Below are 25,797 nucleotides of genomic sequence, written 5' to 3'. Positions count from 1 at the left end.
TAGCCTCAACGCATTCATTCATGAAGGGGAACCGTTCGCATGCCCAAGATCAAGGTGGAGGGCCCGGTCGTCGAACTCGACGGCGACGAGATGACCCGGATCATCTGGCAGTTCATCAAGGACCAGCTGATCCTTCCCTACCTGGACATCGACCTTAAGTACTACGACCTCGGCATCGAGCACCGTGACGCCACCGACGACCAGGTGACCATCGATGCCGCCAACGCCATCAGGAAGCACGGCGTGGGCGTCAAGTGCGCCACCATCACCCCGGACGAGGCGCGGGTCGAGGAGTTCGGCCTCAAGCAGATGTGGAAGTCCCCCAACGGGACGATCCGCAACATCCTCGGCGGCGTCATCTTCCGCGAGCCGATCATCATGTCCAACGTGCCGCGGCTCGTCCCGGGCTGGACCAAGCCGATCGTCGTCGGCCGTCACGCCTTCGGCGACCAGTACCGCGCCACCGACCTGAAGGTGCCGGGCGAGGGCACCCTCACCCTCACCTTCACCCCGAAGGACGGCTCCGAGCCGATCGAGCTCGACGTGTACGACTTCCCGGGCTCGGGCGTCGCGATGGCGATGTACAACCTGGACGAGTCGATCCGCGACTTCGCCCGCGCCTCCATGCGCTACGGCCTGGACCGCAACTACCCGGTCTACCTGTCGACCAAGAACACGATCATGAAGGCCTACGACGGGCGCTTCAAGGACATCTTCGCCGAGGTGTTCGAGAGCGAGTTCAAGGACGACTTCGCGAAGGCCGGCATCACCTACGAGCACCGCCTGATCGACGACATGGTCGCCGCCGCGCTCAAGTGGGAGGGCGGCTACGTCTGGGCGTGCAAGAACTACGACGGCGACGTCCAGTCCGACACGGTGGCGCAGGGCTTCGGCTCGCTCGGCCTGATGACCTCCGTGCTCATGACCCCCGACGGCCGCACCGTCGAGGCCGAGGCGGCGCACGGCACCGTGACCCGCCACTACCGCCAGCACCAGCAGGGCAAGCCCACCTCCACCAACCCGATCGCCTCGATCTTCGCGTGGACCCGTGGCCTCGCCCACCGCGGCAAGCTCGACAACACCCCCGCGGTGACCGAGTTCGCCGACACGCTGGAGCGGGTCTGCATCGAGACGGTCGAGGGCGGCCAGATGACCAAGGACCTCGCGCTCCTGGTCGGCGGCGACGCCGCGTGGCTCACGACCCAGGACTTCCTCGCGGCCCTGGACGAGAACCTGAAGAAGAAGATGGCCTGACCGCCGTCTCACGTGAAGGGCCGCCTCCGGGCGGCCCTTTCCGCTTCCCGGACGATCCCTTGGTGCGCCGCGGTTGATCAGCTGGGTAAGAGCCCTCCATAACAGTCGTGCGCGTCTCGGGGGGTTCGAATGCGACTGCGTTTCATCGGTGGCGTGGGTGCGGTCGCGGTCGCCGTGATCGTGTCGGGGTGCGGCTCCGAGCCGGTCACCCAGGTGAAGGACGCCAAGGCCGACAGCGCCGCCAAGCAGCAGCTGTTCAAGGCCGCCCAGGCGAAGGCGGCCGCGGCCGTCAAGGCCAACGAGCTGGGCCAGGTCCCGGTTCTCATGTACCACCGGATCGTCGACAAGCCGGGGACCACCGACGACCGCACGCCCGCCCAGTTCCGCACCGAGCTCGAACGGCTGGCCAAGGAGAACTACGTGCCGGTCACCGCGGCCGAGTTCGTCACCGGGAAGATCGACATCCCGGCCGGCAAGCACCCGGTGGTGCTCACCTTCGACGACTCCTCCCCGTCCCAGCTCACGCTGGACGCGATGGGCACGCCCAAGGCGAACACCGCCGTCGCCATCATGCGCGAGGTGGCCGCCAAGCACTCCGGGTTCCGCCCGGTCGCGACCTTCTACATCACCCGCGACATGTTCGGCAAGCACGTGCGCGAGGAGCAGGCGCAGACGCTGCTGTGGCTCAAGTCGAACGGCTTCGACCTGGGCAACCACACCCGCGACCACTACAACCTGCGCGCCCGCACGCACGACCAGGTGGAGGAGCAGATCGGCTCGATCGGCAAGGAGATCAACGAGCTGGCCGGGGTCAAGCCGGTGACGATCGCGCTCCCGTACGGGGTGCAGCCGCGCAAGAAGGAGTGGGCGGCGCGCGGCAAGTCGTACCACCACCAGGGCGTCTTCCTGGCCGGTTACACGCCCGCCGCGTCGCCGTTCAGCAAGTCGTTCGACGCGCTGGGCATCCCGCGCATCAGGGCGATGGACAAGAAGGGCGACTGCGCGCAGTTCTGCTCGACGGCCTGGCTCGACTGGCTGAAGGCCAACCCCGACATGCGCTACACCTCCGACGGCGACCCGTCGACGATCGCGTACCCGAAGTTCAAGAACCCGTTCCTGCGCGCCTCGTACAAGGCGAAGGCGCTGGCCTACTAGCGGACCGACCCGATCAGCACCGAGAGCTCCGCCGGGGCGAGCAGGTAGTCGGAGACGGCTGCCATGGCGACGCGGAGGTCCCGTGCGGCCCCGGTGGAGAGGTCCACGACGTGGTAGGAGATCTTCCCGTGACGGTCCTCGGCGCGGACGAGCAGGGCGTCCTCACCTTCCCAGCGGATGAGGGCGTCGGCCCGCAGGCCCTCCGGGAGCCGCGGCACGACCGTGCGGAGGGTCTTTCCGTTTTCGGTGCCGGTCAGCAGGATGCCGGTGCTGACCACGTCGTGCGGGGCGATCTCCTTCGCGAGCGTCGCCAGCGTGCGGGCCGACGGTGACGGCAGGCCGTGGGCCAGGTTGCCGGGCACGGTGAAGCGCCGCACCACCCGGCCGCCGGGGGAGCGGATCACGTACGCGGCAGAGGTGGCATAGCCGGGCAGGTCGCGGGCGGGGTGGTCGGTCACCAGGGCGAGCCCCTCGGTGGTCCAGCCGGCGACCCGCTCGCCCTTCGGCAGGCGGCGCACGGTGCCGCGCCGGATGTCGACGATCATCGGGCGCTCCAGCACGACCTCGACGTCCTCGTCCAGGTGGTCGTGCTGGACGAGCAGGTGGCGGCCGTCGAGGGAGAGCAGCGGCTGCTGGGCGCCGAAGATCTCCCCGACCGATTCCTCCGTCCTGACGGGCAGTTCCGTGACCGTGCCGGTGGTCAGGTCCCTGGCGACGAACCGGTCGCCCAGAGGGTGGACGACCAGGGTGCCGTCGGCGGAGAGCGCGAACGGGGCGTCGTCGTGGGCGCCCTCCACCCACCACTGCTGACCCGCCGCCGACACCAGGATGTGGTGCCGGCAGCCGTCGGTCCCGTCGTTGCAGTGCGGCTCGTACGCGTACCGGACGGGGGCGGGCGCGGGCCCGGTCAGCTTCACCGCGGCCGGGGCGGGGGTGGCCGGCGGGGCCGGCTCCGGGCTCAGGAACTCCACCGGCGGCGGGCCGCCGCCGTTGATCAGCCACGCCGCGGCGAGCGCCGCCGCCGCGGCCACGCACAGCCGCCAGAGCGCGCTCACGGGATCAGCCCGAACACGCCGTGGTCGAGTTTGTCCATGACACCCTTCATCGGGCTCGACCTGCCGGTGCCCGGGTCGACCAGGTGGTAGTGGCCGTCGTCGCCGTCGGGCTCGATCAGCACGGCGAGCCTGCCCTCCGCCGACCAGCCCAGCGGCTCCGGCGGGCCGTGGTGACGGGGCAGCTTCAACGCCGCCCGATCGGTCACCCGGCCCGTGCGCGCGTCCATGGCGACGGCCTCGTCGTCCGTGAACACGATCAGGGAGCGTCCGTCCTGGGTGGCCAGGGCTGGGAGGGTGGGGTCGAAGGGCGCCCGGCTGCGCACCCGGCCCCGCGGGTCCAGGGTGACCAGCTCGGTGCCGGGCGCGCCGGGCAGGGCGCGGTGGCCGGTGGTGCCGACCACGCCGTACGGGCCGAGGCCGAGCACGCGCCTGACGCCGGGCAGGGCGGTCCTGTCACCCGTGGCGGTGTCGACCAGCTCGGTCCCGGTGGCGGAGACCAGCGCCGCGAGGCGGCCGTCGTGGGAGAGGAGCGGCCGGGGGACGGCGTGGGCGGGCAGCGGCCCCGTGAGGTCGCGCCGGGTGGCCTCTGACAGGTGCTGGACGACCAGGCGGTCCGTGACGGAGTCAAGGTAGACGACGTGGTGGCCGTCGCCGCTGAGCGCCAGCGGCCCCTCCTGCCTGCCTCCGTCGCCGGTGGCGAGCCGGGTGACGGCCCTGTCCAGCGAGAACCCGCCGAAGTCCCAGGTGCTCTCGTCCCACTCGTCGTCCGGTTCGCGGCCGTCCGGCATCGTGGCGATCTCCCATGGGCTACCCGGGGTGACGTAGGCGAACAGGGCCGCGTTGGCGTAGGGCTCGGTGAGAGGCGACTTCGGCTGCTCGTCCGGCTCGACGGCGGCGGCGTTCCAGCCGGCCGCGAGGACGGGCGTGAGCAGCACGGCGGCGACCACCTGCCACCGGAGCGGCCGGCCCGCCTGGGTGAGGCGTTCGGGCGGCAGCGCCATGGAGAAGGCCAGCAGCGACACGACGAGACTGAGAAGCGAGCGGATGATCTCCGGATCGGAGGACCAGCCGCCACCTGGCGCCGACCAGATCGCCACGATCGTCCCGCCGGCCAGCAGCAGGCGCGCGGACCGGGACCGCATGGCCAGCTCGGCGGACACCAGGTCGGCGGGCCCCGCGCGGAGCGGCCGCCGCCGCAGCCCCATGACGAGCAGGTTCACCGTCAGCACCACGGCGAGCGTGAACACCGCCCAGCCGCGCTCGGCGAGATCCACCTCGGTCCGGAACGAGCGCAGCACGGAGGCCAGCGCGATCGCGCCGGACACCATGGCGGCGAACACCCACAGCCCGGTCGCCTGCGGCGGCGCCAGCCGCAGGCCGAGCGGACGCCCTAGAGGCCCGCCCCGGCGAGCCAGCACCATTTCGGCCGCGGCGAAACCGCAGAACCATCCGGTGACCGGCCAGAAAGGGCTGACGGTGAACGATTCTCCGGGGGCCTGCGCGAACATGACGGCGAATCCGACGCCCATTCCGGCCCACATCAGACCTTGTGTGACATGCAGATAACGCAGAATCGCCGTGCCGTTGTAAGGAGTGACTTCAACCTGGTGTACGCGGGAGAAACGGTTCATCGCCTCCCGGGTCACCGGCCCGGATTGGGCACGGAGTGTGAGCGGGACCGCGACCGCCAGGAACACCAGAAAAAGAATTAACCCCACGAAATACCCCTCGTCACCCCGGGAGAAAGTAGCAGAATGCCCATCGAGGTGACAGGGGTGCATGAGTGATATCCGACGACGTGTGGGACCGGCTGGATCACAGCGCGGGGACGGCCGGTAAGCGCGAGGTCCGGCGGATGAGTGCCGCGTTCGGCGCCCTCGCTGCCGTGGTGCTGCTGGTGCTGGGCGCGTCGGTCAGCGGGCTGGCCGTGCCCAGGCTGACGCACGGCGCACCTGACCCCCACATCTCCGTGCTCAGCGACGACGCCGACCGGATCCGGTACACGAGCATGCGGCTGCGGCACACGGTCGTCAACGACGGCTGGTTCCCCGTCACCGTCACCGGTGTGGGCCTGCGCGCGGACGGGATCCGGCTCGCCGAGGTCGAGAGCCCCGCCTTTCCCGTGACCGTCGGCTCCGGGGAGAAGCTCTCGATGACGCTCGGCCTGGAGGTCGTCGACTGCGACCGGGCCCAGGCGACGGTCCCCGAACTGGTGCTGCGGGTGGAGCGCTGGTGGGGGAGCCAGACCACGAGTTCCTCCGGTGAAGACCCGCTCTTCGGCGAGTCCAGCTGGGAGTTCCACCTCCGGTCGGCCTGCGACAGGTGAATGTGTCCGCGAAACGTGACGTCACGAACGGTTAACGGTTCTCTGGGAAGTTCCGCAACGTCGTAAAGTTTGCCTCGTCGGGCTTCATTGGACACGTGGGGAAGTGGAATGCCGCAGATCTCGCCGCTCGTGGCCGGCGATCCCACCCAGCTGGGTTCGTTCCGGCTGACCGGAAGGATCGGCGAGGGCGGGCAGGGCATCGTCTTTCTCGGAGTCGACCAGCACGGCGAGCGGGCCGCCGTCAAATTGCTGCACGTGAAATTCACCGGCGACAAGAGCGCACGCTCCCGCTTCGCCCGTGAGTTGAAGGCGGCCAAGCGGGTGGCGTCGTTCTGCACCGCCAGGGTGATGGAGGCCGACCTCGACGGCGACACTCCATACATCGCCAGCGAGTACATCGACGGGCGGGCGCTGCGCGAGATCGTCGAGACCGACGGGCCGCTCACCGGCACCGTGCTCGACCGGCTGGCCATCGGCACCGCCACCGCGCTGACCGCCATCCACCACGCCTCGATCATCCACCGCGACCTCAAGCCCGACAACGTCCTCATCGCCGCCGACGGGCCGAGGGTGGTCGACTTCGGCATCGCCCGCATCATCGACTCGACCGGGACGATCACCAGCCGGGCCATCGGCACCCCCGCCTACATGGCTCCCGAGCAGATCGCCGGCGAGGAGATCGGGCCGTTCACCGACGTGTTCGCGTGGGGGGCGACGATCGCGTTCGCGGCCACCGGGGTCGCCGTCTTCGAGGGCAACTCGATCGCGACCGTGCTCAACCGGATCCTCACCCACGAGGTGGACGTGGGGATGATGCCGGAGCCGCTGCGCGGCGTGGTGCGGGGGGCGCTGTCCAAGTCCGCCGCCGACCGGCCGTCCGCCGACCAGATCCTGCTGCGGCTGCTCGGGCAGCCCGAGACGGTGGGGGCGTCCACGGCGCTGCTGACCCGGGGGGTGCAGGTGGCAGGCGACGACACCACCCCGTTCAGCCGCGTCTCGGTCCCCGCCCCGGGCACGGCCTCGGCCGTCACCGGCTTCCCCGCCGTCTCCGGCCGCACGGGCGCGCAGGACCCGCCCGGCCACGCCGCCGCCGGCGCGGTCCAGGGTCACGACAGCTCCGGTACGGGCGCGTACGGAACTCCGGGGGGTACGGGGACGTACGGACCGGCGCAAGGCACGGGCGCGCACGGAACTCAGGGGAGCACGGGCGCGCAGGGTCTTCCGGCCCATGGCGGCACGGGCGCGCAGGGCGTCGGGGTCCCGACGCGGGAGGCCGGAGGCGGTCAGGCGCCCGCGCCGTCCAGGAAGCGGGGACGGGCGAAGTGGTGGGTGGCGTTCGCCGCCGCGCTGGCCGTGGTCGCGACGATCGCCGCGATGACGGTGGTCAAGGGCTGGCCGCTGAACGCCCTCGGCCCGGATCCCGGCTCCACGGAGGACCCGCTGCCGCCCTCGTACGCGAGCGTCGCCGAGAAGGTGGCCGCGACCGGGAAGATCGTGATCGGGGTCAAGGCCGACCTGCCGGGCGTCGGGCTGCGGCGCGGCGACGCGTTCGAGGGCTTCGACGTCGACGTGGCCCGCCGCGTCGCAGAAGGGCTGGGGGCCCGGGACGTCGAGTTCGTCGCCGTCTCCCCGGCGACCAGGGTCCGCGCGCTGGCCGAGGGCAGCGTGGACCTCGTGGTGGCCACCTACTCGATCGTCGACGACCCCGAGGTCGCCTTCGCCGGCCCTTACTACCTGGCCCACCGGGACGTGCTGGTCCACCGGGGCCCCATCGACTCGCTCGGCGACCTGAAGGGCAAGAAGATCTGCGCGGTCAACAGTCCGTCGGTGGGCGCCGTGCAGGACAAGGTGAAGGTCCACCCGGTGCCCGCAGGCAACTACGCCGAATGCATGAACATGCTGCTCGACGGCACCGTGGACGCGGTGCCCGGCGACGACCTCATCCTGGCCGGGTTCGCCGGCCGGGAGAACGTGCGCTTCCGCCTGCTCGGCGCCGGGCTCAGCGACGAGCGCTACGGCGTCGGCCTGCGCAAGGGCGACGCGCGGACGTGCAAGGCGATCTCCGGCGTGCTGGCCGACCTCTACCGCAAGGGCGTGGTCAAGGAGCTGCTCGCGAAACACTTCGGCAACGTGGAGTTCGAGCCGGAGACGAAGGTGCCCGCGATGGAAGCCTGCGAATGACGACCGGGTAACATCCGAAAGTCAACGCATCAGCTTGCGAGTTAGGGGAAAGGCCATGGCCACGCCCGTCAAGGTGACCGTCACCGGTGCTGCCGGACAGATCGGCTACGCGCTGCTGTTCCGCATCGCGTCGGGCCAGCTACTCGGGCCTGACGTCCCGGTCAAGCTGAGCCTGCTGGAGATCCCGCAGGCGGTCAAGGCCGCCGAGGGCACCGCCATGGAGCTCGACGACTGCGCCTTCCCGCTGCTGTCCGGCATCGAGATCACCGACGATCCCAACGTGGCGTTCAACGGCACCAGCGTCGGCCTCCTGGTCGGCGCCATGCCGCGGAAGGCCGGCATGGAGCGCGGCGACCTGCTCGGCGCCAACGGCGGCATCTTCGGGCCGCAGGGCAAGGCCATCAACGACCACGCCGCCGACGACATCCGGGTGCTCGTCGTCGGCAACCCCGCCAACACCAACGCGCTCATCGCCCAGCAGCACGCCCCCGACGTGCCGGCCGACCGGTTCACCGCGATGACCCGCCTCGACCACAACCGCGCGATCTCGCAGCTGGCCGCCAAGCTCCAGGTGCCGGTCACCGAGATCAAGCACATGACCATCTGGGGCAACCACTCCGCCACCCAGTACCCCGACCTGTTCCACACCGAGGTGGGCGGCAAGGTCGCCGCCGAGCAGGTCGACCAGGAGTGGCTGCGCGACACGTTCATCCCGACCGTCGCCAAGCGCGGCGCGGCCATCATCGAGGCCCGCGGCGCGTCCTCCGCGGCCTCGGCCGCCAACGCCGCCATCGACCACGTCTACGACTGGGTCAACGGCACCGAGTGGACCTCGGCCGCGATCGTCTCCGACGGCTCCTACGGGGTGCCCGAGGGCCTGGTGTCGTCGTTCCCGGTGCGGGCGGCCGGCGGCAGGTTCGAGATCATCCAGGGGCTGGAGATCGACGCGTTCTCCCGTGAGCGCATCGATGCCTCGGTGCGGGAGCTCGCCGAGGAGCGCGACGCGGTCAAGTCGCTGGGCCTGATCTGATCCGTACCACGAGAAGGCGCGCGTCCGTGCGGGCGCGCGCCCGGGTCACTCTCCGGTAGGCGCCGGGCAGCTCGCCGAGGACGCCGGTATGGCCGGCACGGGCTCCGGCACGGGCTTCGGCGTGGCGAACACCACTCCGGCCGCGGCCGTCGCGCAACCCGCCACGAGCACGGCGCCGAAGAGCACCTTCGTCACCCTTGGTGAAAAGCTCCTCACATTTCGGTATCACAGCACATATCGACCGCCGATAGGGGTCAAATCCCGGAAAGCGCCTCCCAGGCGTCCGCGACGATGTCCCGCAGCTCGGTGCGCTCCGGCTTCCAGCCCAGCTCACGCTGGAGCCGCTCCGACGAGGCCACCAGGACGGCCGGGTCGCCGGCCCGGCGCGGGCCGACGACGGCGGGGATCTCGTGGCCGGTGACCTCGCGGCAGACCTCGATCACCTCCAGCACCGAGAACCCCGTGCCGTTGCCCAGGTTGTAGATCTGGTGCTCGCCCTCTCGGCAGGCGCCGAGCGCCAGCAGATGGGCCCTGGCCAGGTCGGCGACGTGCACGTAGTCGCGCACGCAACTGCCGTCGGGCGTCGGGTAGTCGGTGCCGAACACGCTGACCGACTCGCGCTCGCCGGTGGCCACCTTGAGCACGTTCGGGATGAGGTGGGTCTCCACCGCGTGACGCTCGCGGTAGCGGCCGTAGGCGCCGGCCACGTTGAAGTAGCGCAGGCTGACCGCGCCCAGCCCGCGCAGCCCGGCGAAGGCCGTCAGCGCGGTGTCGACGGCCAGCTTGGAGGCGCCGTACGGGTTGGTCGGGCGCGTGGGGTCGCTCTCCCTGATCGGCGACTGCTCCGGCTCGCCGTACGTGGCCGCGGTCGAGGAGAACACGATCTTGCGGACGCCGCGCTCGTGCATCGCCTCCAGCAGCGCCAGCGTGCCGCCGAGGTTGTGGGCCCAGTAGAGTCCGGGCTTCTCCACCGACTCGCCGACCAGCGACCTGGCGGCGAAGTGGAGCACCGCGTCGACGCCGTCGAGCGCCGGCCCCGCGTTCTCGATCGAGGCCCGCACGAACGTCGCGCCGTCCGGCACCGCGTCCGCGTGGCCGGTGGACAGGTCGTCGAGCACGACGACCTCGTGGCCCGCCTCCACGAGCTGCGCCGCGACGACGCTGCCGACGTATCCTGCCCCTCCGGTGACCAGCAGCCTCATGTTGACTCCAGTTCGAATATGTTTGATTTTGTACGGCTTGCCGTTCAGCATACGCGGCAAGAGGCCCGTATACGCTGCCAACCACCATGTTTGACACCGTCGCGGCCAACATCGCCGTGGTCCTGCTGTTCATCCTGATCGGCGGGTTCTTCGCCGCCGCCGAGATAGCCATGGTCTCGCTACGCGAGAGCCAGGTGCGCAAGCTCTCCCAACAAGGCCGCCGCGGCGAACGCGTGGCCAAGCTCGCCCGCGACCCGAACCGCTTCCTGTCGGCCGTGCAGATCGGCGTCACCGTCGCCACCATGCTCTCGGCCGCGTTCGGCGCCGACCGGCTCAGCGGGCAGCTCAGCCCCTTGCTCGAACGCTGGGGCGTGCCCGTCGCCATCGCCGGCGTGCTCGCCCTGGTGCTCGTCACCCTGGCCATCTCGTACGTCTCCCTCGTGCTCGGAGAACTCGCCCCCAAACGACTCGCGCTCCAGCGGGCCGAAGGACTGTCGCTGGTCGTCGCCCCGTTCCTCGACCGCCTCGCCGCCCTGTCGCGGCCCGTCATCTGGGCGCTGTCCAAGTCCACCGACGGCGTCGTCCGGCTGCTCGGCGGCAACCCGCAGGCCGACCGCGAGGAGGTCACCACCGAGGAACTGCGCGACATGGTCGTCGGCCACGCCGAGCTGACCCCCGACGAGCGCAACCTGATCGCCGAGGTGTTCGCCGCAGGCAAGCGCCAGCTCCGCGAGCTCATGCTGCCGCGCACCGAGGTCGAGTTCATGGAGGCCGACACGCCGCTGGCCGAGGCGGCGGTGCTGGCCGCCGCGCTGCCCCACTCGCGCTTCCCCGTCTACCGCGAGTCCTACGACGAGGTCATCGGCTTCGTGCACGTCAGGGACCTGCTCGACCCCGTGCTCACCGGCCGCACCGAGCCGCTCAGCGAGCTGGTGCCGATCCGGCCGGCCAAGTTCGTGCCCGCGTCCAAGCGGCTGCTCAACACGCTCTCCGAGATGCGCGACGAGGGCCAGCACATGTGCATCGTCATCGACGAGTACGGCGGCACCGCGGGCATCGTCACCATGGAGGACCTGGTCGAGGAGCTCATCGGCGACATCAGGGACGAGTACGACGTCGAGGACCAGTCCGTGATCCTGCCCGCCGGAGTGATGGAGATCGACGGGCTCACCAACCTCAACGACTTCGCCGACGAGACCGGCATCCGCCTGCCCGACGGCCCGTACGAGACGCTGGCCGGCTTCGTCATGGCGATGCTCGGGCACGTGCCCGAGGTGAACGACGTCGTCGAGGCGAGCGGCTTCGACCTGACCGTCATCGAGCTCGACGGCCGCCGGATCGCCAAGGTGCGGGTGAAACGCCGCCCTGTCGTGGAGTCGCCGCCCGAAGCCGATACCTGACACAATTACGTGTCATGGCCAGACCTCGTGTTCTCTCCGGCATCCAGCCCACCGCGGACTCCTTCCACCTGGGCAACTACCTGGGTGCGGTTCGTCAATGGGTCACGTTGCAGGAGACCCACGACGCCTTCTACTGCGTGGTGGACCTGCACGCGATCACCGTGCCCACCGAGCCCGCCGCGCTGCGCCGCCGCACCCGCGTCGCCGCGGCCCAGCTCTTCGCCGCCGGGCTCGATCCGGAACGCTCCACCGTGTTCGTGCAGTCCCACGTCCGCGAGCACTCCGAGCTGGCCTGGATACTCAACTGCCAGACCGGCATGGGCGAGGCCGCGCGGATGACGCAGTTCAAGGACAAGTCGGCCAAGTTCGGGGAGAGCGCGGCCAGCGTCGGCCTGTTCACCTACCCGATCCTGCAGGCCGCCGACATCCTGCTCTACCAGGCCAACAGCGTGCCCGTCGGCGCCGACCAGAAGCAGCACCTGGAGCTCACCCGCGACCTCGGCCAGCGCTTCAACCACCGCTTCGGCGACACCTTCACGATCCCCGAGCCGTTCATTCTCAAAGAGGTCGAGAAGATCACCGACCTGCAGGACCCGTCGGCCAAGATGTCCAAGTCCTCCTCCAGCCCCGCGGGCATCCTGGACGTCCTGGAGCAGCCGGGGCCGCTGCGCAAGAAGATCATGCGGGCGGTCACCGACACCGAGACCGAGGTCCGCTTCGACGAGGAGGCCAAGCCGGGGATCTCCAACCTGCTGCGCATCCAGTCCGCGCTGACCGGCACGCCGATCCCCGACCTGGTGGCCCGCTACGCCGGGCAGGGTTACGGGACCTTCAAGAAGGACGTCGCCGAAGCGGTCATCGACGCCTTCACCCCGATCCGCGAGCGCACCGAGAAGCTGCTGGCCGACGAGGCCGAGCTGGACCGGATGCTGGCTTCGGGCGCGGAGCGCGCCCGTGCGGTGGCCCGGCGCACCATGGCCGAAGTCCGCGACCGGGTCGGCTTCCTCCCGGGCGCCTAGCCGGCACCCCACCGCTCTTCCCGGGGCGCCTCCGGCGCTTCACCCCCGGTCGCTCCGCGACGCCCCGGCCCAAACTATCAAGCGCCTCCGGCGCGACAAGGGCTTCGCCGACAGCCGCTTCGCGGCGACCAGCTCAGGCTGTCCTTCCCAAGCGCGCCTCCGGCGCGCGAAAGGTCCTCGCCCCCGGCGCTTCGCGCCTCCACAGCTCGGGCGTCCCCCCAGGAGCTGTCGCCCCTCCCTGCCCAGAGGCGTTGGGATCGGGGTTTCCTGGCAGGGGACGGGCAGCAGAAGTCGGTTGATGTCCTGAGGCCGGAAGTGAACCTGCGCCCACGGCCGAGAGATACGTCACCAGGCGCGTGTCATCGCCGGGCATGGACGACCGGTGCCGTCTGCTTCGCGGACCTCGACGCGGATCGGGCACTGCCGCAGGTTCAGGAGTTGGTCGATGAGCACGGCGAACGCTTCCTGACTCCACGGTGGCGCATACGGCTCCAGCTCTTACGTCTGCCCATCGACCGTCACGGTCATGGCTCCGTCGTCGGCGATCGTCATCACGACGTGCGGGAGCACCACGGGCACCTCACTCTCGCGGTGCGCAGGCGGCTGGTCGGGGGTGCGCTTGTATCGGTGGCGACCCATCAGGGGTCTCTCCGGGCACAGAACAGATGCACGCACGACGCCCCTCCGGCGGATACGCGAAGGGGGCGCGCACCCCGTGGGAGCGCCGCGCGCTCCTCAGGCGGGAATCCAAGCCCCTGACGGGTCCATCGAGGGAGAACGACGTCGACGACCTGCCTGACCCGGAACTTCAGACGGCTGCACACGTAGCCCGGGAGGAAGGCCCGAGCTTGGAGCCGAGTGCGCGCACGTCGTCGATCGCCACACCTCCTCGACCGCACCGAGCCGTCAACGTGCGGCGAGCGAGCGTCGCAGACCGTCGAGCAGCTGGTTCCACCCCGGCTCAAGCCCTGCGGTCATCGGGGCCGCCTCAGCGCGGACCTCGGACACCACGATACGGAGGCGGACCGTCGTCATCCCGTCCTCCTCTGTCAGCGACACTGTGTGACGGGCCGAGAAGAGCGGCACTCCGGTGGCGTCGACCGGGGCGAGCGTGAACACCAGTTGCCGGCGCGGCCGCACCTCCACGACCCGGCCCACGGACTCGTAAGTCGCCCCATCCCCCTCGTGCAGCACGAAGCGGATCGGCGTGCCCTCCTGCGGCGCGATGTCGAACACGTCGACGTGGAAATGACGAGGCGCCCACCACTGTGCGGCCTGCTCGGCGTCGGTCCAGGCATCCCACACCACCGCCGCGGGAAACGGCAGCTTCCGCTCGAAGGTGAGGACACGGGCACCGTCGTCGCCAGGCCGGCGAGCCTCCTCCCGCCCGATCGACGCCTCGTAGCTCTCAAGCACGGCGTCATCCGGGTCGGGCACGGCGAGCCGCCCGAAGAACGACGAGAGCATGGACATGGATGCGCGGTCGAGTCGAGCGACCCGCCTGCGCCCGAGCTTGTGCACCCGGATGACGCCGGCAGCCTCGAGCGCCTGGATGTGCTTGGTCGTCTGAGGCTGCAGCGCGCCGATGCCCTCGGCGACTTCGCCGACCGTACACGCGCGCGTCGACAGCAGCTCCACGATGCGGAACCGTGTGGGCTCGGCGATCGCCGCGAGCATGGGCTGGATGCCCTCGCTCATTCAGCTCTCCGCGACGTGGGCCGCCAGATTGTCCAGCTCGTTGGCGCGCCCCGCGAGTAGCCGCTGCGTCCACACCTCGTCATGCATCCGCTCGACCTGCATGACGATACGCGTGCCGCCCTCGACGGACGAGAGCTCGACGACCGTCAGATGCTCGTACGGCTCATGGTCGGGCACGAAGTCGACAACCGACTGGTAGGCGAGACGGTGAGGTTCGGCGATCTCGGTGAAGTACTTGCGGGACTCGGTTGAGAGCGGCATCCCGTGCTGCTCCATGAAGGCGATCTGCTCCGGCGCCACCGCCGTCATGGTGTAGACCAGCTCACCGCCCGGCGTGAGGTCAAGCTTCGTGACGTCAGTGCGGAAGCCCTCTGGCGCCCACCACGACGAGATGCCCTCCGCGGTCGTCCAGAGCTCCCAGACGCGGGCAGGCGATGCGGCAACGATTCGTTCGATGTTCTCGGTCATGCCGTTGAGAATACATTCGTCTAGGCGAATATTTCAAGGCGACCTTCGCGCGTACCGACTCATCTCTCGTTGCAGCTGAGCGCGACCGCCGCACGGACCCCGCCATCGACCAGCGGCATAACGCGCGTCAGGAGGCGAAGGCGGCGCGGATGGCGGCGGCGAGCTGTCGTTGGACCGGGTCCGCCGACGGCCCGAACAGCAGGTCGTCGACGTCGCCGATGGCCTGCTCGGCCGCCGCCAGGAGCCGCCTCCCCTCGGGGGTCAGCTCGATCGTGGACGCCGAGCCGGCGCGGGCGTTGCTGTCGCGTACGAGACCGGCGGCGACCAGGGCCTTCACCGCGGAGTGCACGCTCTGCACGGCGGTGCCCGACATGCGCGCCAGGTCGCTGAACGACACGCCCGGCACGGCGGCGATGTGCCCGAGCAGCCCGAGCCGGGTGACGGTGAGGTCGAGCGGCGCGAGAGCGGCGCCGAGCTCGGTCTCGACCCGGCGCGCCAGCGTCAGCACGATGATGGAGGGGCTGATGGGCGGCGGAGAGCCCTTCTCGGTGGTCACCCTTCCAGTTTCCCGCCCTGCGGCCCGTGTCAAGCCGGAGTGGTCCACAGCGCGGAGACGGGCAGGCAGGCCATGCCGTCACCGAAGCTCAGCGATCCAGTGCCTCATGGACGAGCGAAGCGAAGGCTTGCCAGATCCCCGAGAGGCCCGTTCAACGGAAATCCTGCGGCAGCGGAATGATCGCCGAAAGGATACGGACGTCGCCTCCAGGGCAGGTCTGGGGCGTGAGCGTGAGCCTGACCGAGCGGATCCGGTCCATCAAGAACCGGGCCAGGCGGATGGTGGAAGGCTGGCGCGTGCGCAGGCCGTCCGTCGACCACCTCATCAAGACCGTCCAGCGCTACCAGGCGCAGTCCGGCGACCGGCTGGCGGGCGGGGTGACGTACTTCGCGTTCCTGTCCTTCTTCCCGCTGATCGCGCTGGCGTTCGCGCTGCTGGGGTATGTGGTGACGGTCAGCGCGACGGTGGCGGGGGCGCTGGAGACGGCGATCACGGAGCGGCTGCCCGGCCTGGCGGGGCAGCTCGACCTGACGGCGATCAAGGACGCCAAGACGACCGCGGGCGTCATCGGCCTCCTGGGCCTGCTGTACGCGGGGCTCGGGGCGGTGGACGCGCTGCGCGGGGCGCTGCGCGAGATCTCCATGACCACCTCGCCGGCGTTCTCGTTCGTCAGGGCCAAGCTGCGCGACCTGGCGTCGCTGCTCATGCTGGGCGTGACGCTCATCGTGTCGGTGCTGGTCGGCGGGCTGGCGACGCAGGCCACCACGATGGTGGCGAACTTCCTGTTCGGCGGCAGCTCGCCGGTGGTGACGGTGCTGACGGGGCTCGTCGGCCTGGCGGGCAGCGTCGCCGCCGACTGGGTGCTGTTCATGATCGCGCTGGGCTGGGTGGCCAGGCCCGTCCAGCCGTTCCGGGTGCTCGCCCGAGGCGCGCTGCTCGGCGCGATCGGGTTCGGCGTGCTCAAGCAGCTCGCCTCGCTGCTGCTCGCCGGGACGCTGTCGAACCCGATCTACGGCGCGTTCGCGGTCATGGTCGGCCTGCTGCTGTGGATCAACTTCTCCACCCGGCTCATCCTGTACGTGGCCGCGTGGACCGCCACGGCCGGAGGCGCCCCGCCGCCCGCGCCCTCGCCCGTGCCCTCGGCGGGCACACCGGAGCCGGCCGGGCCGTCATAGCCTCCTGCGCCTGCGGCGGATGCCGTAGCCGAGCCAGACCAGCCCGAACAGCAGCCCGCCGCCGATCACCACGGAACCCATCGTGCGCGTGCTCGCGTCCTGCTCGGACGCGGCCGCGTCCATCATCGGCTTCCGGCTGGGCGACGGAGTGGCGTGGGACGTGGCGACCGGCGCCGCCTGCTGGGCCGGCTCGTCGGGCAGCGGGTCGACGAGCCGGCCGACCGGCGTCACCTTGCCCCGGGCGGCGAAGCCCCAGTCGAGCAGGTCGGCCACCTCTTCCCAGAAGTAGCCCTCGTGCTTCATGATCGACACGATGATCGTGTGGCCGTCGCGGGTGGCGGCGCCGACGAACGTGCTCTGCGCCTTCGTCGTCCAGCCGTTCTTGACCCCGATCATGCCCTTGTAGCGCCAGAGCAGCTTGTTGTGGTTGCTGATCTCGTACCACTTCTTCGGCGCGGGGAACTTGGCCGTCTTGGTGCTCACGTACCGCCGGAAGTCCTTGTCGGACAGGCCGGATCTGGCGATGAGCGCCAGGTCGTAGGCGGAGCTGCTCTGTCCGGGCTTGTCCAGGCCGCTGGGCGTCTTGGCCACGGTGTCGTTGGCCTGCAGCCGCTTGGCCTCGTCGTTCATGTCGCGCATGGTCTTGTCGAGGCCGCCGTTCGCCTCGGCCAGTGCCATCGCCGCGTCGTTGCCGGACGACATCATCAGGGCCTTGAACAGGTCGTCCACCGTGTAGATGGGCCTGGTCTGCAGGCCGACGGCGCTGCCCTCCTGGTTGACGGCGTTGCGGCTCGGCCTGACCTTGAGGGTCTTGTCGAGCTTGGGGATCAGCGTGGCCGCGGTGAGCATCTTGAGCGTGCTGGCCGGGCGGTAGCGGCCGTGCGGGTCCTTCGCCGCCAGCACCTGCCCCGTCTCGTGGTCGGCGATCACGTACGCGGTCGCCTTGGTCTTCGGGGGCGCCTTGAACCCGACGGGCTTGATCAGGCCGCGACCGGCCAGCAGGTCACCGCCGACCGGCGGCGGCGGGGTCGGGGTCTGGGTCGGGGCCGGGGACGCCTGGGCCGCCCCGGTGAAGGTCACCGCCACGAGGAGTGCCGTGACTGGCACCAGTTTCATCCACATCGCGAACTCAGCGTAGCTTCGTGTTGTCGCTCATGTGCCGACACATCCCCTGAAGATCCGCTTCAGACGCTAGAGAGATGGTCATGTCACGAAAGATCGCTGGATTCCTCATCGCGCTCGCCGCGTTCATGATCTTCGAGTGGATCAACCTGGGATTCAACCTGCAGGACGGGCACGAGACCGGCTTCTACGTGGTGCACGGCATCCTGATCGCCGTCAACATCGTGCTGGCGATCGTGCTGGGCGTCATCGGGTGGCGCGGCCTGCGCGGGCGGCGATCAGGAGGCCTTGGCGAGCAGTAGCGCGATGTCGTCGCGCTTGTCCGTCGGCCGCTGCGCGTTGATGATCAGGTCACAGATCCGCTCGATCCCCCGGGGCGGACCGCTGAGCAGCGTGCACAGACCCGACAGGCCCTGGTCGATGCTCTGCTCCCTGCTCTCCACCAGGCCGTCGGTGTAGAGGGCGAGCAGGCCGCCCGGAGGCAGGTCGACGGTGCAGGTCTCCCACGTCTCGACGTCGACGCCGAGCGGCAGGCCCGGGACGACGGGCACCGTCGCGGCCTGGCCGGCGGGTTCCACCAGCACCGGCGGCAGGTGTCCCGCGCTGGCCATGGCGATCTTGCCGGACGTGCGGTCGTACGTCGCGTACAGACAGGTCGCGATCTGGTCGGAGCTGAGCTGCTGGGCCACGTGGTTGAGCCGGAACAGCAGCTCGGACGGGTCGAGGTCCAGGCTGGCCAGCGTCTGGGTGGCGGTGCGGAGCTGGCCCATGGTCGCCGCGGCGCGGATGCCGTGGCCCATCACGTCGCCGACCACCAGCGCGGTGCGCTCCGGGGTCACCGGGATCACGTCGAACCAGTCGCCGCCCACCTCGGCCAGGTCGCTCGCCGGCAGGTAGCGGTAGGCGATCTCCAGGCCGGGAGACCGCTGCAGGCCGGTCGGCAGGAGGGAACGCTGCAGCATGAGCGCGGTGCGCCGCTCGCGCTCGTAGAGCCGGGCGTTGTCGATGCAGATCGCGGTCCGCGCGGCCAGTTCCTCGGCCAGCGGGACGTCCGACTCCTGGAAGGGCTCGCTGCAGTCGCGGCGCAGCAGCACCAGGAACCCGAGCACGTTGCCCCTGGCGAGCAGCGGCGCCACGAGGAAGGAGCTCCCGGGCAGCAGCCTGGCGATGATCGGCCGCTGGAACGCCTGTGCGTTCTCCTCGCCGACGGCGCGGTCCAGCCTGGGCACGAGCACGGTCTCGCCCGTGGCCATGGCCTGCCCCTGCGGCAGGTACGGGGGATAGACGCAGACCTCGTCGACCGGGAACGCGTCGTCCCACTCCCACGGGTTGTGCGTCGCCACCGCCGTGGACACGCGTCTGACCAGGGCCGAGCCGTCCTTCGCGCGGGCCGGGAACTCGCCTTCGGTGATGAGCCGCTCCTGCACCATGACGCCGCCGGTGTCGGCCAGCCGGGGGATCGCGACGTCCATCAGCTCGCGGCACGTCTGCTGGAGGTCGAGCGTGCTGCCGATGCGGCTGCTCGCCTCGTTGAGAAAGGCCAGCCGCTCCTGGGACGTGGCGGACGCGCTCAGACGCAGACCGGCGCGGCTGCGCGGGTCTTTGATGACGAAGTACGGATTCACCGGAGCGCCCCTCCAGCCCATACGTGACTTCGTTTATTAATGCACAGAATCGGTGCGGAATCAGCCACAGAGGGCGCGTCGGGTCCGGCGGTGCAGCTCGTCCGCCTGCTCGCGGGAGTCGGCGATCGAGGTGAAGCCGAGCTTGCCGTGCTCGGGGATGGCGCCGAGCAGGTGGAAGACGTTGCCGGTGCGGCTGTCGTGGTCGAAGCCGAGTCCGAGCCGCTCGGCCTGGCGCAGCACCTGCCCGGGGGTGCGCCCGCGCAGGCAGTCGGCCGCGCAGTTGTCCGTGGCCGTGTAGTACTTGGGCCGGCCCTCGGCCATCAGCAGCCCGGTGCCGGGGTCGTACGTGGCCCCGGTCGTCAGCAGCGCGGCCCCGTACGGGTGGGTGGTGCCGCCGATGCGCAGGTTGATCTCGCACAGCAGCGCCGCGTAGCCGGCGTCGGTCTTCATGGCGAAGAAGTCCATGCCGAACAGGCCGATCACGCCTTTGGCCGCCAGCGCTCCGGCTATGCGCCCGGCGCAGTCGCCGACCTCGGAGCGGTACTCCGGCGCGGCCGGGAACATGCAGCCCTGGTAGACGTGGTTGTTCGGGCCGCCGAGCACCTGGTCGTGGGTGGCGACCACCTCGTAGTCGCCGCCGGGGGAGATGCGGGCCAGCGCGCTCGGGTGGTAGAGCGGGCGGTGCTCGATGAACTCCTCGACGACCGCGCCGCGCTCGCGCACCTTGGCGGCGAAGGTGGCCCAGGTCTCGCCCTCGGCCGCGAAGCTGGTGCCCCGCAGGTCGCCCCTGGGCACGATGGCGTTGCCGAGGCCGGAGTAGGCGTCGTTCAGCTTGACGATCAGACGCTCGCCCGGCAGCGACTCGATCGCGTCCTCGATCTCGGCGAGCGTGTAGAGGTCGCGGAAGCCGCGGGCCATCGGCACGCCCGCCTCGGTGCCGATCTCCCGGGAGCCGCTCTTGGAGCCGTAGTAGGCCAGCGACGTGGCCGGGCCGTAGAGGGGAACGCTGAGTAGCGAGGCGAGCCGTTCCTCCAGCTCGCTCAGCACGAAGGGGACCAGCCAGGCGTCGCCGTCGATCGCGGCGCGCAGCCGCTCCAGGACATCGGGACGGGAGAGTAACGTCCGGGTGAGGGGCTGCGCGTCCGGGGTGTCGAGGCTGATCAGCGTGAGCCGTTTGGCGGCTTCCTCCGGATCGGGCAGGAATCCCAAGTAGTAGTCGACGATGGCCGGATCGATCGGCGCGGACGACAGGTAGATCACGTCGACCCCGGGCTCGCGCAGCGTCAGCAACAAGAAGAGCAGACGCTCCTCGTAGCATCGCGCGCCCGTGATGCGGCGGAGCTCATCCTGGGGCAGGGAGAGCGAAGGTACGACCACCAGGGTGCCCTGGCCCGGCTCGAAGATGCTCAACCCGGCATACTTCTCCCCGAACGGGATGTTAGTGATCATATAGCGAGTGAAACACGCAATTCTCCCAAATGCAGCCAGCGCGGTAGTGTTATCGCCATGGCTGAAGGTGACGCGATTCGGAATCGGTCACCACGTTTGGGAGTGGCGGCCGCGGGTCATGATCTAGTGATCCCTTGTGACTATTTTCAGGTCAGTTGACCTGTCACTCTCCGTGACCGTCCATGGTTACGGGCATGCCGTCGGCTAACTTTTGGTGTAGTCGTCAGCGCGAAGCCTCGTGAGAGGGATAAAGTCGGAGCATCGCCAGGTTCCACGGCCGACCGCTGTGATCCGGGCTGTGGCGGTTGTCCTCAACAGGCGACCGAGAGTCGTGCCCCGCGCTGACGATCCCCGAAGACCTCCGGGTGTGCGGCAATCTCGATTCGCCGGACGGCTGCTCCGATCGAACAGCCGACCACAGTGGGGACAAGTACTCGATACGGCGCTATTGGCCGTGTGATTTCCGGGTAGTCGACGGCGCACGGCACGGGACGGGATGGTGACTGATGCAGGGGCGTGAGCTTCGAGGGGAACTCGACGCGTTCCTGGTGGAGACCGAGCAGGATCTCGTGGCGTTCCGCCGCGACCTGCACATGCATCCTGAGCTGGCCTTCGCCGAATACCGCACGACCCAGCGGGTCGCGGAGCGGCTGGTGGCCGCCGGGCTGACCCCGACGGTGCTCCCGCGCGGCACGGGTCTCATCTGCGACGTGGGAAGCGGCGACGGCCCCACCATCGCGCTGCGCGCCGACATCGACGCGCTGCCCCTGCAGGACGAGAAGGGCGTGTCCTACCGTTCGACCGTCCCCGGCGCCTGCCACGCGTGCGGCCACGACGTGCACACCACGATCCTGCTCGGCGCCTCGCTCTTCCTCGCCCAGCAGGCCGCCGCGGGGCTGCTGCCCGGCCGGGTGCGCCTGATCTTCCAGCCCGCCGAGGAGCTTCCCGGCGGCGCGCTCGAGGTCATGGCCCAGGGCGGCATCAGCGGCGTCGACCGCATCTTCGGCCTCCACTGCGACCCGCGCGTCGACGTCGGCCAGCTCGGTCTCAAGAGCGGCCCGATCACCTCCGCCTGCGACAAGGTCGTCATCCGGGTGTCCGGCCCCGGCGGCCACACCGCCCGCCCGCACCTCACGGCCGACCTGGTCTTCGCGCTGGCCAAGGTGCTCACCGAGCTGCCCGCCGCGCTGTCGCGCCGGATCGACCCGCGCTCCTCGCTCAGCCTCGTCTGGGGCCGCGTCGAGGCCGGCACGGCCGCCAACGCGATCCCGGACGGCGGCGTGGCCGAGGGCACGGTCCGCTGCCTCGACGAGGACGCCTGGCACGCCGCCCCTGACCTGATCAAGACGCTGCTGGAGTCGGTCGCGGGCGCGTACGGCATCGAGGCCACGATGGAATACACCCGCGGCGTGCCGCCGGTGGTCAACGACGAGGGCTGCGTGCAGATGCTGTCCGAGGCCGCCGAGCGCGCCCTGGGCGCGGGCGCCGTGGTGTCCACCCACCAGTCGCTCGGCGGCGAGGACTTCGCTTGGTACCTCGAGTCGATCCCGGGCGCCTTCGCCCGGCTCGGCACCCGGTCCCCGGAGAGCGGCGTCACCTACGACATCCACCAGGGCACGTTCGACATCGACGAGCGGGCGATCGCGATGGGCGTGCGGGTCATGGCCACGACCGCGCTGACCGCGCTGTTCGAGAGCACCCACGTGCCGGCCGCTGACGAGATCACCTCGGCGCTGGCCTGACGAGACACGGTCCGGCGGCGGGAGACTCCGGTCTCCCGCCGCCGTCCCATGTCAGGAGATCCGGCCGAAGACCACCGGCAGCCGCAGCGACGAGCGGCCGGGCGACAGCGTCACCTCGGTGCCCGCCGGGTAGCGCAGGGTGTAGTCGTGGTCGGTCGAGATGATCACGACGCCGATCCTGTGCCCCTTCTTGAACAGGTAGTCCTGGGGCTGGAAGTCCCAGGTGAAGCTGTACTCCTTGCCCGCGCGCACCGGCTCCGTCCGGTCGGCCCGGTTCCGGTTGCGCACGTCCAGCCAGCCCCGGGTGACGATCTTGTACGCGGTCTCGGCCGTGCCCAGCCGGCGCAGCACCGTACAGCCGGTGTCACCCGGCACGCCCTGGCCGTAGCAGTACTCCTCGCCGGTCGACAGCAGTCTGCCGTCGGGCCGCGTGTCGGTGCCGTAGTCCACGAGCAGCGCGGTCAGGAACGGCGAGGAGCCGTTCTTCAGCGAGGCCCGCACGGTGACCTCCGGTGTGCCGGAGATCCGCACGTCCGTCGGCAGCGCCCCGGTGAGGTAGGCCAGCCGGTTCGGGTCGGCGGCCGGGGCGTTCTCCACCAGCTGCTCCGCCGTGCGGGTCTTCTGGTCGACGAACGACTCGCGCGCCGAGAGCGGTCGCGGCAGCAGGCCCAGCTTCGCGTCCGAGCCCATCCACAGTCGCACCGGCGCGGTGCCCGGCAGCGGCCACGACCTGTGCTGACCCCACTGACCGGCCGCGATCTCCACGTCGGCCTGCGGCTCACGCATGATCCCGCTGTCGATCCCGTACAGCCAGTGGTCGAACCAGCCGTGCAGCTGGCGCAGCCACTCGGCGGTGCGCAGGCTGAACGGGTTCATGTGGGTGCCCTGGTGCAGCCAGATCTTGCGCGGCACCTTCCGCTCGGCCAGCGCGTACCACCACTGGGCGGCCTGCTTGGTCTTGACGTTCCAGTCGTTGAGCCCGTGCACGAGGAAGACGCTGGCCCGCACCTTGCGCACGTCGTTGAGGTAGTTGCGGTCGTCCCAGAAGTCGCTGTAGTCGCCGGTGACCCGGTCCTGGGCGGCGGTCAGGTGGTCCATGACCGGGCCGCACACCTCCTGGCCGTTCTCCCTGGTGAGCACGTACTTGGCCAGCACGTCCGCGTCCTCGCCCTGGAACCCGCCGGGCGCGACCACGCCGCCGTTGGCCCGGTAGTAGTCGTACCAGGAGGAGATCGCGGCGATCGGCACGATCGTCTCCAGGCCCTTGACGCCGGTCGCGGCCACCGCGTTCGGCAGGGTCCCGTTGTACGAGACGCCGATCATGCCGACCTTGCCGGTGGACCAGGTGGCCTCGACCGGGTTGCCGGCGGCGTCGAAGGCCTTGGCGCGGCCGTTGAGCCAGTCGATGGCGGCCTTGGGCCCGGCCGTCTCGTTGCGGTCGCCGGTGGTCGGGCAGCCGGTGGCGCGGCCGCTGCCCAGGTTCTCGACCAGGGCGACGGCGTAGCCGCGGGGCACGAAGTAGTTGTCGTAGTAGGAGTCGAACGGCTCGCTCGACAGCTTGGACTGCCCGCGCAGGGTGCTGGGCAGCGGGTTGCCGTGCTCGTCGACGTCCACGACGTGGTTGGCGACGTCGTTGCCGCCCGCGTAGTACGGGCTGGCCTCCATGATGACCGGGACCTTGAGTCCCTGGTCGGTCTCCTTGGGCCGCAGGATGTCGACGGCGACCCGGTCGGGGCTGCCGTCGTCGTCGCTGTCGGTGCCGGCCACCTCGACGAAGACCGTCTGTTTGATCGCGTCTGCGCGGGAGAAGACCGGTTGGGTCGCGCCTCCCTCGACCTTGACGGCGGGGGTGTCCGCCGATGCCGCGGGCGGCGCGGACGCCATGGTGAGCACCATGGCCGCGGCCAGCGGCACGGCGATTGCCTTCCAGGGGTGCATGCAGGACTCCTGAGTGGTTGCCCCGGTTGGGGGAATGCCCTGTCATGATCGATCCCCTCGGACCGGATGGCGAGGCCCAAAATTGGGCAAAGCTTCCGGACGTGGGTGAGGGCGCGGCCAGGTCACAGTCCCGCTTGAGGTCGATAACGGAGCGGTTGCGACCCTGTGTGCCGGTTTGGTATGGCCTGGTCAACCAACTATCTTCCGTGCAGGGTTGCCGTGCATTTCTTCGCGCCTGCGATGAAGTTTGACGGCCGGGGAAATGGAAGGAGTCGCCTTGCTCAGCAAGCGATTCGGCAGGTTGGCGACCGGCACGCTGGCCGGTGCCATGCTCATGGCGGCCGCGGCTTGTGGCGGCAGCGGCAGCGGCGGGGAGACGACGGCGAGCACCGCGCCGTCCGCGGACAGCAGCAGCGCCCCCGCGGGTGGCGCGCTCAAGGTCGGTCTCGCGTTCGACATCGGCGGACGCGGCGACAAGTCGTTCAACGACGCCGCCTACGCGGGCCTGGAGAAGGCGAAGGCCGAGCTCGGCGCGGAGATCAAGGAACTCAGCCCGGCGTCCGACGGCTCCAACCGCGGCGAGCTGCTGACCCAGCTGGCCGACGCGGGCTACAACCCGATCATCGGCGTCGGCTTCGCCTACGGCGAGGACATCAAGAAGGCCGCCGAGGAATACCCGGAGATCCAGTTCGCGGTCGTCGACTCGGCCTCCAACGCCACCAACGTGACGGGTCTGCTCTTCGCCGAGGAGCAGGGCTCCTACCTGGCGGGCGTCGCGGCGGCGCTCAAGGCCGAGAGCGGCCACGTGGGCTTCGTCGGCGGTGTCGAGAACGACCTGATCAAGAAGTTCCAGGCGGGCTTCGAGGCCGGCGTGAAGTCGGTCAAGAGCGACGCCAAGATCGACGTGACGTACCTCACGCCCGACGGTGACTTCACCGGCTTCCGCGCCCCCGACAAGGGCAAGGTCGCGGCCGAGAAGATGTACCAGGACGGCGCGGAGATCGTCTACCACGCGTCCGGCGACTCCGGCCTCGGCGTGTTCCAGGCGGCGGCCGCGGCCAAGAAGAAGGCCATCGGCGTCGACTCCGACCAGCGCCAGACGGTCAAGGAGACCAACCTCCAGGAGGTCATCATGACCTCCATGCTCAAGCGCGTCGACGTGGGCGTGTTCGAGTTCGTCAAGGCCTTCCAGGGTGGCGCCAAGGGCGGCACCGACGTGATCTACGACCTCAAGGTGGACGGCGTCGGCCTGTCCACCACCGGCGGTGAGATCGACGACATCGCGGACAAGATCGAAGCCGCTCAGAAGGACATCGTCGACGGCAAGATCACGGTCCCGACCAAGCCGTGATCTGAGGAATGCCTCCCCGAGGGCCCGGCGTCCCCTGACCCGGGCCTTCGG

At 70.1% G+C, this 25,797-nt stretch carries 23 protein-coding genes; 11 read left to right on the top strand and 12 right to left on the bottom strand.

The annotated features are described in order from the left end of the window. Positions 1-39 precede the first annotated feature (39 nt). Together ABD999_RS31745 and ABD999_RS31740 are read left to right on the top strand one after the other, a co-directional pair. The gene (locus ABD999_RS31745) at positions 40-1,254 is read left to right on the top strand and encodes an NADP-dependent isocitrate dehydrogenase (protein ID WP_148036915.1); all 1,215 of its coding nucleotides are present in this window, start codon (positions 40-42) and stop codon (positions 1,252-1,254) included. Between the two features lie 129 nt (positions 1,255-1,383). Continuing rightward, the gene (locus ABD999_RS31740) at positions 1,384-2,409 is read left to right on the top strand and encodes a polysaccharide deacetylase family protein (RefSeq protein ID WP_345483043.1); all 1,026 of its coding nucleotides are present in this window, start codon (positions 1,384-1,386) and stop codon (positions 2,407-2,409) included. On the opposite strand, the gene ABD999_RS31735 is transcribed toward ABD999_RS31740, so the two are convergent. Together ABD999_RS31735 and ABD999_RS31730 are read right to left on the bottom strand one after the other, a co-directional pair. Next, complete coding sequence (locus ABD999_RS31735) at positions 2,406-3,464, bottom strand: hypothetical protein (RefSeq protein WP_271276615.1); 1,059 nt, start codon at positions 3,462-3,464, stop codon at positions 2,406-2,408. The two genes, ABD999_RS31740 and ABD999_RS31735, sit on opposite strands and share 4 nt — an antisense overlap. Next, positions 3,461-4,993 carry a hypothetical protein gene (locus tag ABD999_RS31730; protein WP_271276614.1) on the bottom strand — a complete coding sequence of 511 codons (1,533 nt, stop codon included), beginning with the start codon at positions 4,991-4,993 and terminating at the stop codon, positions 3,461-3,463. The genes ABD999_RS31735 and ABD999_RS31730 overlap by 4 nt, the downstream gene beginning before the upstream one ends. Before the next feature lie 254 nt (positions 4,994-5,247). Here ABD999_RS31730 and ABD999_RS31725 point away from each other — a divergent pair, with 254 nt between their 5' ends. The 3 genes from ABD999_RS31725 to ABD999_RS31715 all read left to right on the top strand — a co-directional run bounded on the left by ABD999_RS31725 (position 5,248) and on the right by ABD999_RS31715 (position 9,001). Then, positions 5,248-5,790, top strand: a complete 543-nt coding sequence (locus ABD999_RS31725; protein WP_271276613.1) for a hypothetical protein — start codon at positions 5,248-5,250, stop codon at positions 5,788-5,790. Between the two features lie 108 nt (positions 5,791-5,898). Continuing rightward, positions 5,899-7,971, top strand: coding sequence for a serine/threonine-protein kinase (locus ABD999_RS31720; RefSeq protein ID WP_271276612.1), 2,073 nt, complete (start codon positions 5,899-5,901; stop codon positions 7,969-7,971). Positions 7,972-8,026: 55 nt separating this feature from the next. Continuing rightward, positions 8,027-9,001, top strand: coding sequence for a malate dehydrogenase (locus ABD999_RS31715; RefSeq protein ID WP_148036921.1), 975 nt, complete (start codon positions 8,027-8,029; stop codon positions 8,999-9,001). Between the two features lie 45 nt (positions 9,002-9,046). On the opposite strand, the gene ABD999_RS31710 is transcribed toward ABD999_RS31715, so the two are convergent. After that, a complete protein-coding gene (locus ABD999_RS31710) occupies positions 9,047-9,196 on the bottom strand; it encodes a hypothetical protein (protein WP_271276611.1) in 150 nt (49 codons plus the stop codon). A gap of 59 nt (positions 9,197-9,255) precedes the next feature. Then, on the bottom strand, positions 9,256-10,203 hold the full coding sequence (gene galE, locus ABD999_RS31705) for a UDP-glucose 4-epimerase GalE (RefSeq protein ID WP_271276610.1): 948 nt from the start codon (positions 10,201-10,203) through the stop codon (positions 9,256-9,258). Between the two features lie 86 nt (positions 10,204-10,289). Here galE and ABD999_RS31700 point away from each other — a divergent pair, with 86 nt between their 5' ends. Together ABD999_RS31700 and trpS are read left to right on the top strand one after the other, a co-directional pair. Continuing rightward, positions 10,290-11,603: a hemolysin family protein gene (locus tag ABD999_RS31700; protein WP_271276609.1), complete on the top strand. Its 1,314-nt coding sequence runs from the start codon at positions 10,290-10,292 to the stop codon at positions 11,601-11,603. A 14-nt stretch (positions 11,604-11,617) separates the two neighbouring features. Further along, a complete protein-coding gene (trpS, locus tag ABD999_RS31695; RefSeq protein ID WP_148036924.1) occupies positions 11,618-12,622 on the top strand; it encodes a tryptophan--tRNA ligase in 1,005 nt (334 codons plus the stop codon). 498 nt (positions 12,623-13,120) lie between these two features. Here trpS and ABD999_RS31690 read toward each other — a convergent pair whose 3' ends face one another. The 4 genes from ABD999_RS31690 to ABD999_RS31675 all read right to left on the bottom strand — a co-directional run bounded on the left by ABD999_RS31690 (position 13,121) and on the right by ABD999_RS31675 (position 15,344). Next, positions 13,121-13,261, bottom strand: a complete 141-nt coding sequence (locus tag ABD999_RS31690) for a hypothetical protein (RefSeq protein WP_271276608.1) — start codon at positions 13,259-13,261, stop codon at positions 13,121-13,123. Between the two features lie 267 nt (positions 13,262-13,528). Further along, a complete protein-coding gene (locus ABD999_RS31685) occupies positions 13,529-14,320 on the bottom strand; it encodes an SRPBCC domain-containing protein (RefSeq protein ID WP_271276607.1) in 792 nt (263 codons plus the stop codon). Beyond that, complete coding sequence (locus ABD999_RS31680) at positions 14,321-14,788, bottom strand: SRPBCC family protein (protein WP_271276606.1); 468 nt, start codon at positions 14,786-14,788, stop codon at positions 14,321-14,323. Between the two features lie 127 nt (positions 14,789-14,915). Further along, the gene (locus ABD999_RS31675; RefSeq protein WP_148036927.1) at positions 14,916-15,344 is read right to left on the bottom strand and encodes a MarR family winged helix-turn-helix transcriptional regulator; all 429 of its coding nucleotides are present in this window, start codon (positions 15,342-15,344) and stop codon (positions 14,916-14,918) included. A 224-nt stretch (positions 15,345-15,568) separates the two neighbouring features. Here ABD999_RS31675 and ABD999_RS31670 point away from each other — a divergent pair, with 224 nt between their 5' ends. Further along, the gene (locus tag ABD999_RS31670) at positions 15,569-16,519 is read left to right on the top strand and encodes a YihY/virulence factor BrkB family protein (protein WP_271276605.1); all 951 of its coding nucleotides are present in this window, start codon (positions 15,569-15,571) and stop codon (positions 16,517-16,519) included. On the opposite strand, the gene ABD999_RS31665 is transcribed toward ABD999_RS31670, so the two are convergent. Further along, entirely contained in the window at positions 16,514-17,635 is a 1,122-nt protein-coding gene (locus ABD999_RS31665; RefSeq protein WP_261809075.1) for a D-alanyl-D-alanine carboxypeptidase family protein, read from the bottom strand. The genes ABD999_RS31670 and ABD999_RS31665 overlap by 6 nt on opposite strands. A gap of 89 nt (positions 17,636-17,724) precedes the next feature. On the opposite strand from ABD999_RS31665, the gene ABD999_RS31660 reads away from it, so the two are divergent. Next, positions 17,725-17,943 (top strand): SCO4848 family membrane protein, encoded by a 219-nt coding sequence (locus tag ABD999_RS31660; RefSeq protein WP_261809076.1) that lies wholly within the window; start codon positions 17,725-17,727, stop codon positions 17,941-17,943. On the opposite strand, the gene ABD999_RS31655 is transcribed toward ABD999_RS31660, so the two are convergent. After that, the gene (locus ABD999_RS31655; RefSeq protein ID WP_187281629.1) at positions 17,920-19,266 is read right to left on the bottom strand and encodes a PP2C family protein-serine/threonine phosphatase; all 1,347 of its coding nucleotides are present in this window, start codon (positions 19,264-19,266) and stop codon (positions 17,920-17,922) included. The two genes, ABD999_RS31660 and ABD999_RS31655, sit on opposite strands and share 24 nt — an antisense overlap. A 60-nt stretch (positions 19,267-19,326) precedes the next feature. Then, on the bottom strand, positions 19,327-20,715 hold the full coding sequence (locus tag ABD999_RS31650; RefSeq protein WP_187281630.1) for a peptide ligase PGM1-related protein: 1,389 nt from the start codon (positions 20,713-20,715) through the stop codon (positions 19,327-19,329). A 506-nt stretch (positions 20,716-21,221) separates the two neighbouring features. Between ABD999_RS31650 and ABD999_RS31645 the strand changes: the two genes are divergently transcribed. Further along, entirely contained in the window at positions 21,222-22,457 is a 1,236-nt protein-coding gene (locus ABD999_RS31645) for a M20 family metallopeptidase (protein WP_148036932.1), read from the top strand. 51 nt (positions 22,458-22,508) lie between these two features. On the opposite strand, the gene ABD999_RS31640 is transcribed toward ABD999_RS31645, so the two are convergent. Beyond that, on the bottom strand, positions 22,509-24,395 hold the full coding sequence (locus tag ABD999_RS31640; protein WP_148036933.1) for a Xaa-Pro dipeptidyl-peptidase: 1,887 nt from the start codon (positions 24,393-24,395) through the stop codon (positions 22,509-22,511). A gap of 277 nt (positions 24,396-24,672) precedes the next feature. On the opposite strand from ABD999_RS31640, the gene ABD999_RS31635 reads away from it, so the two are divergent. Continuing rightward, positions 24,673-25,746, top strand: coding sequence for a BMP family lipoprotein (locus tag ABD999_RS31635; RefSeq protein ID WP_148036934.1), 1,074 nt, complete (start codon positions 24,673-24,675; stop codon positions 25,744-25,746). Positions 25,747-25,797: the final 51 nt, after the last annotated feature.

Source organism: Nonomuraea ferruginea (assembly GCF_039540635.1).
Classification (GTDB): Bacteria; Actinomycetota; Actinomycetes; order Streptosporangiales; family Streptosporangiaceae; genus Nonomuraea; species Nonomuraea ferruginea.
Note: the sequence above shows the minus strand (reverse complement) of the source record. Positions and strands in the feature narration are given on the sequence as shown.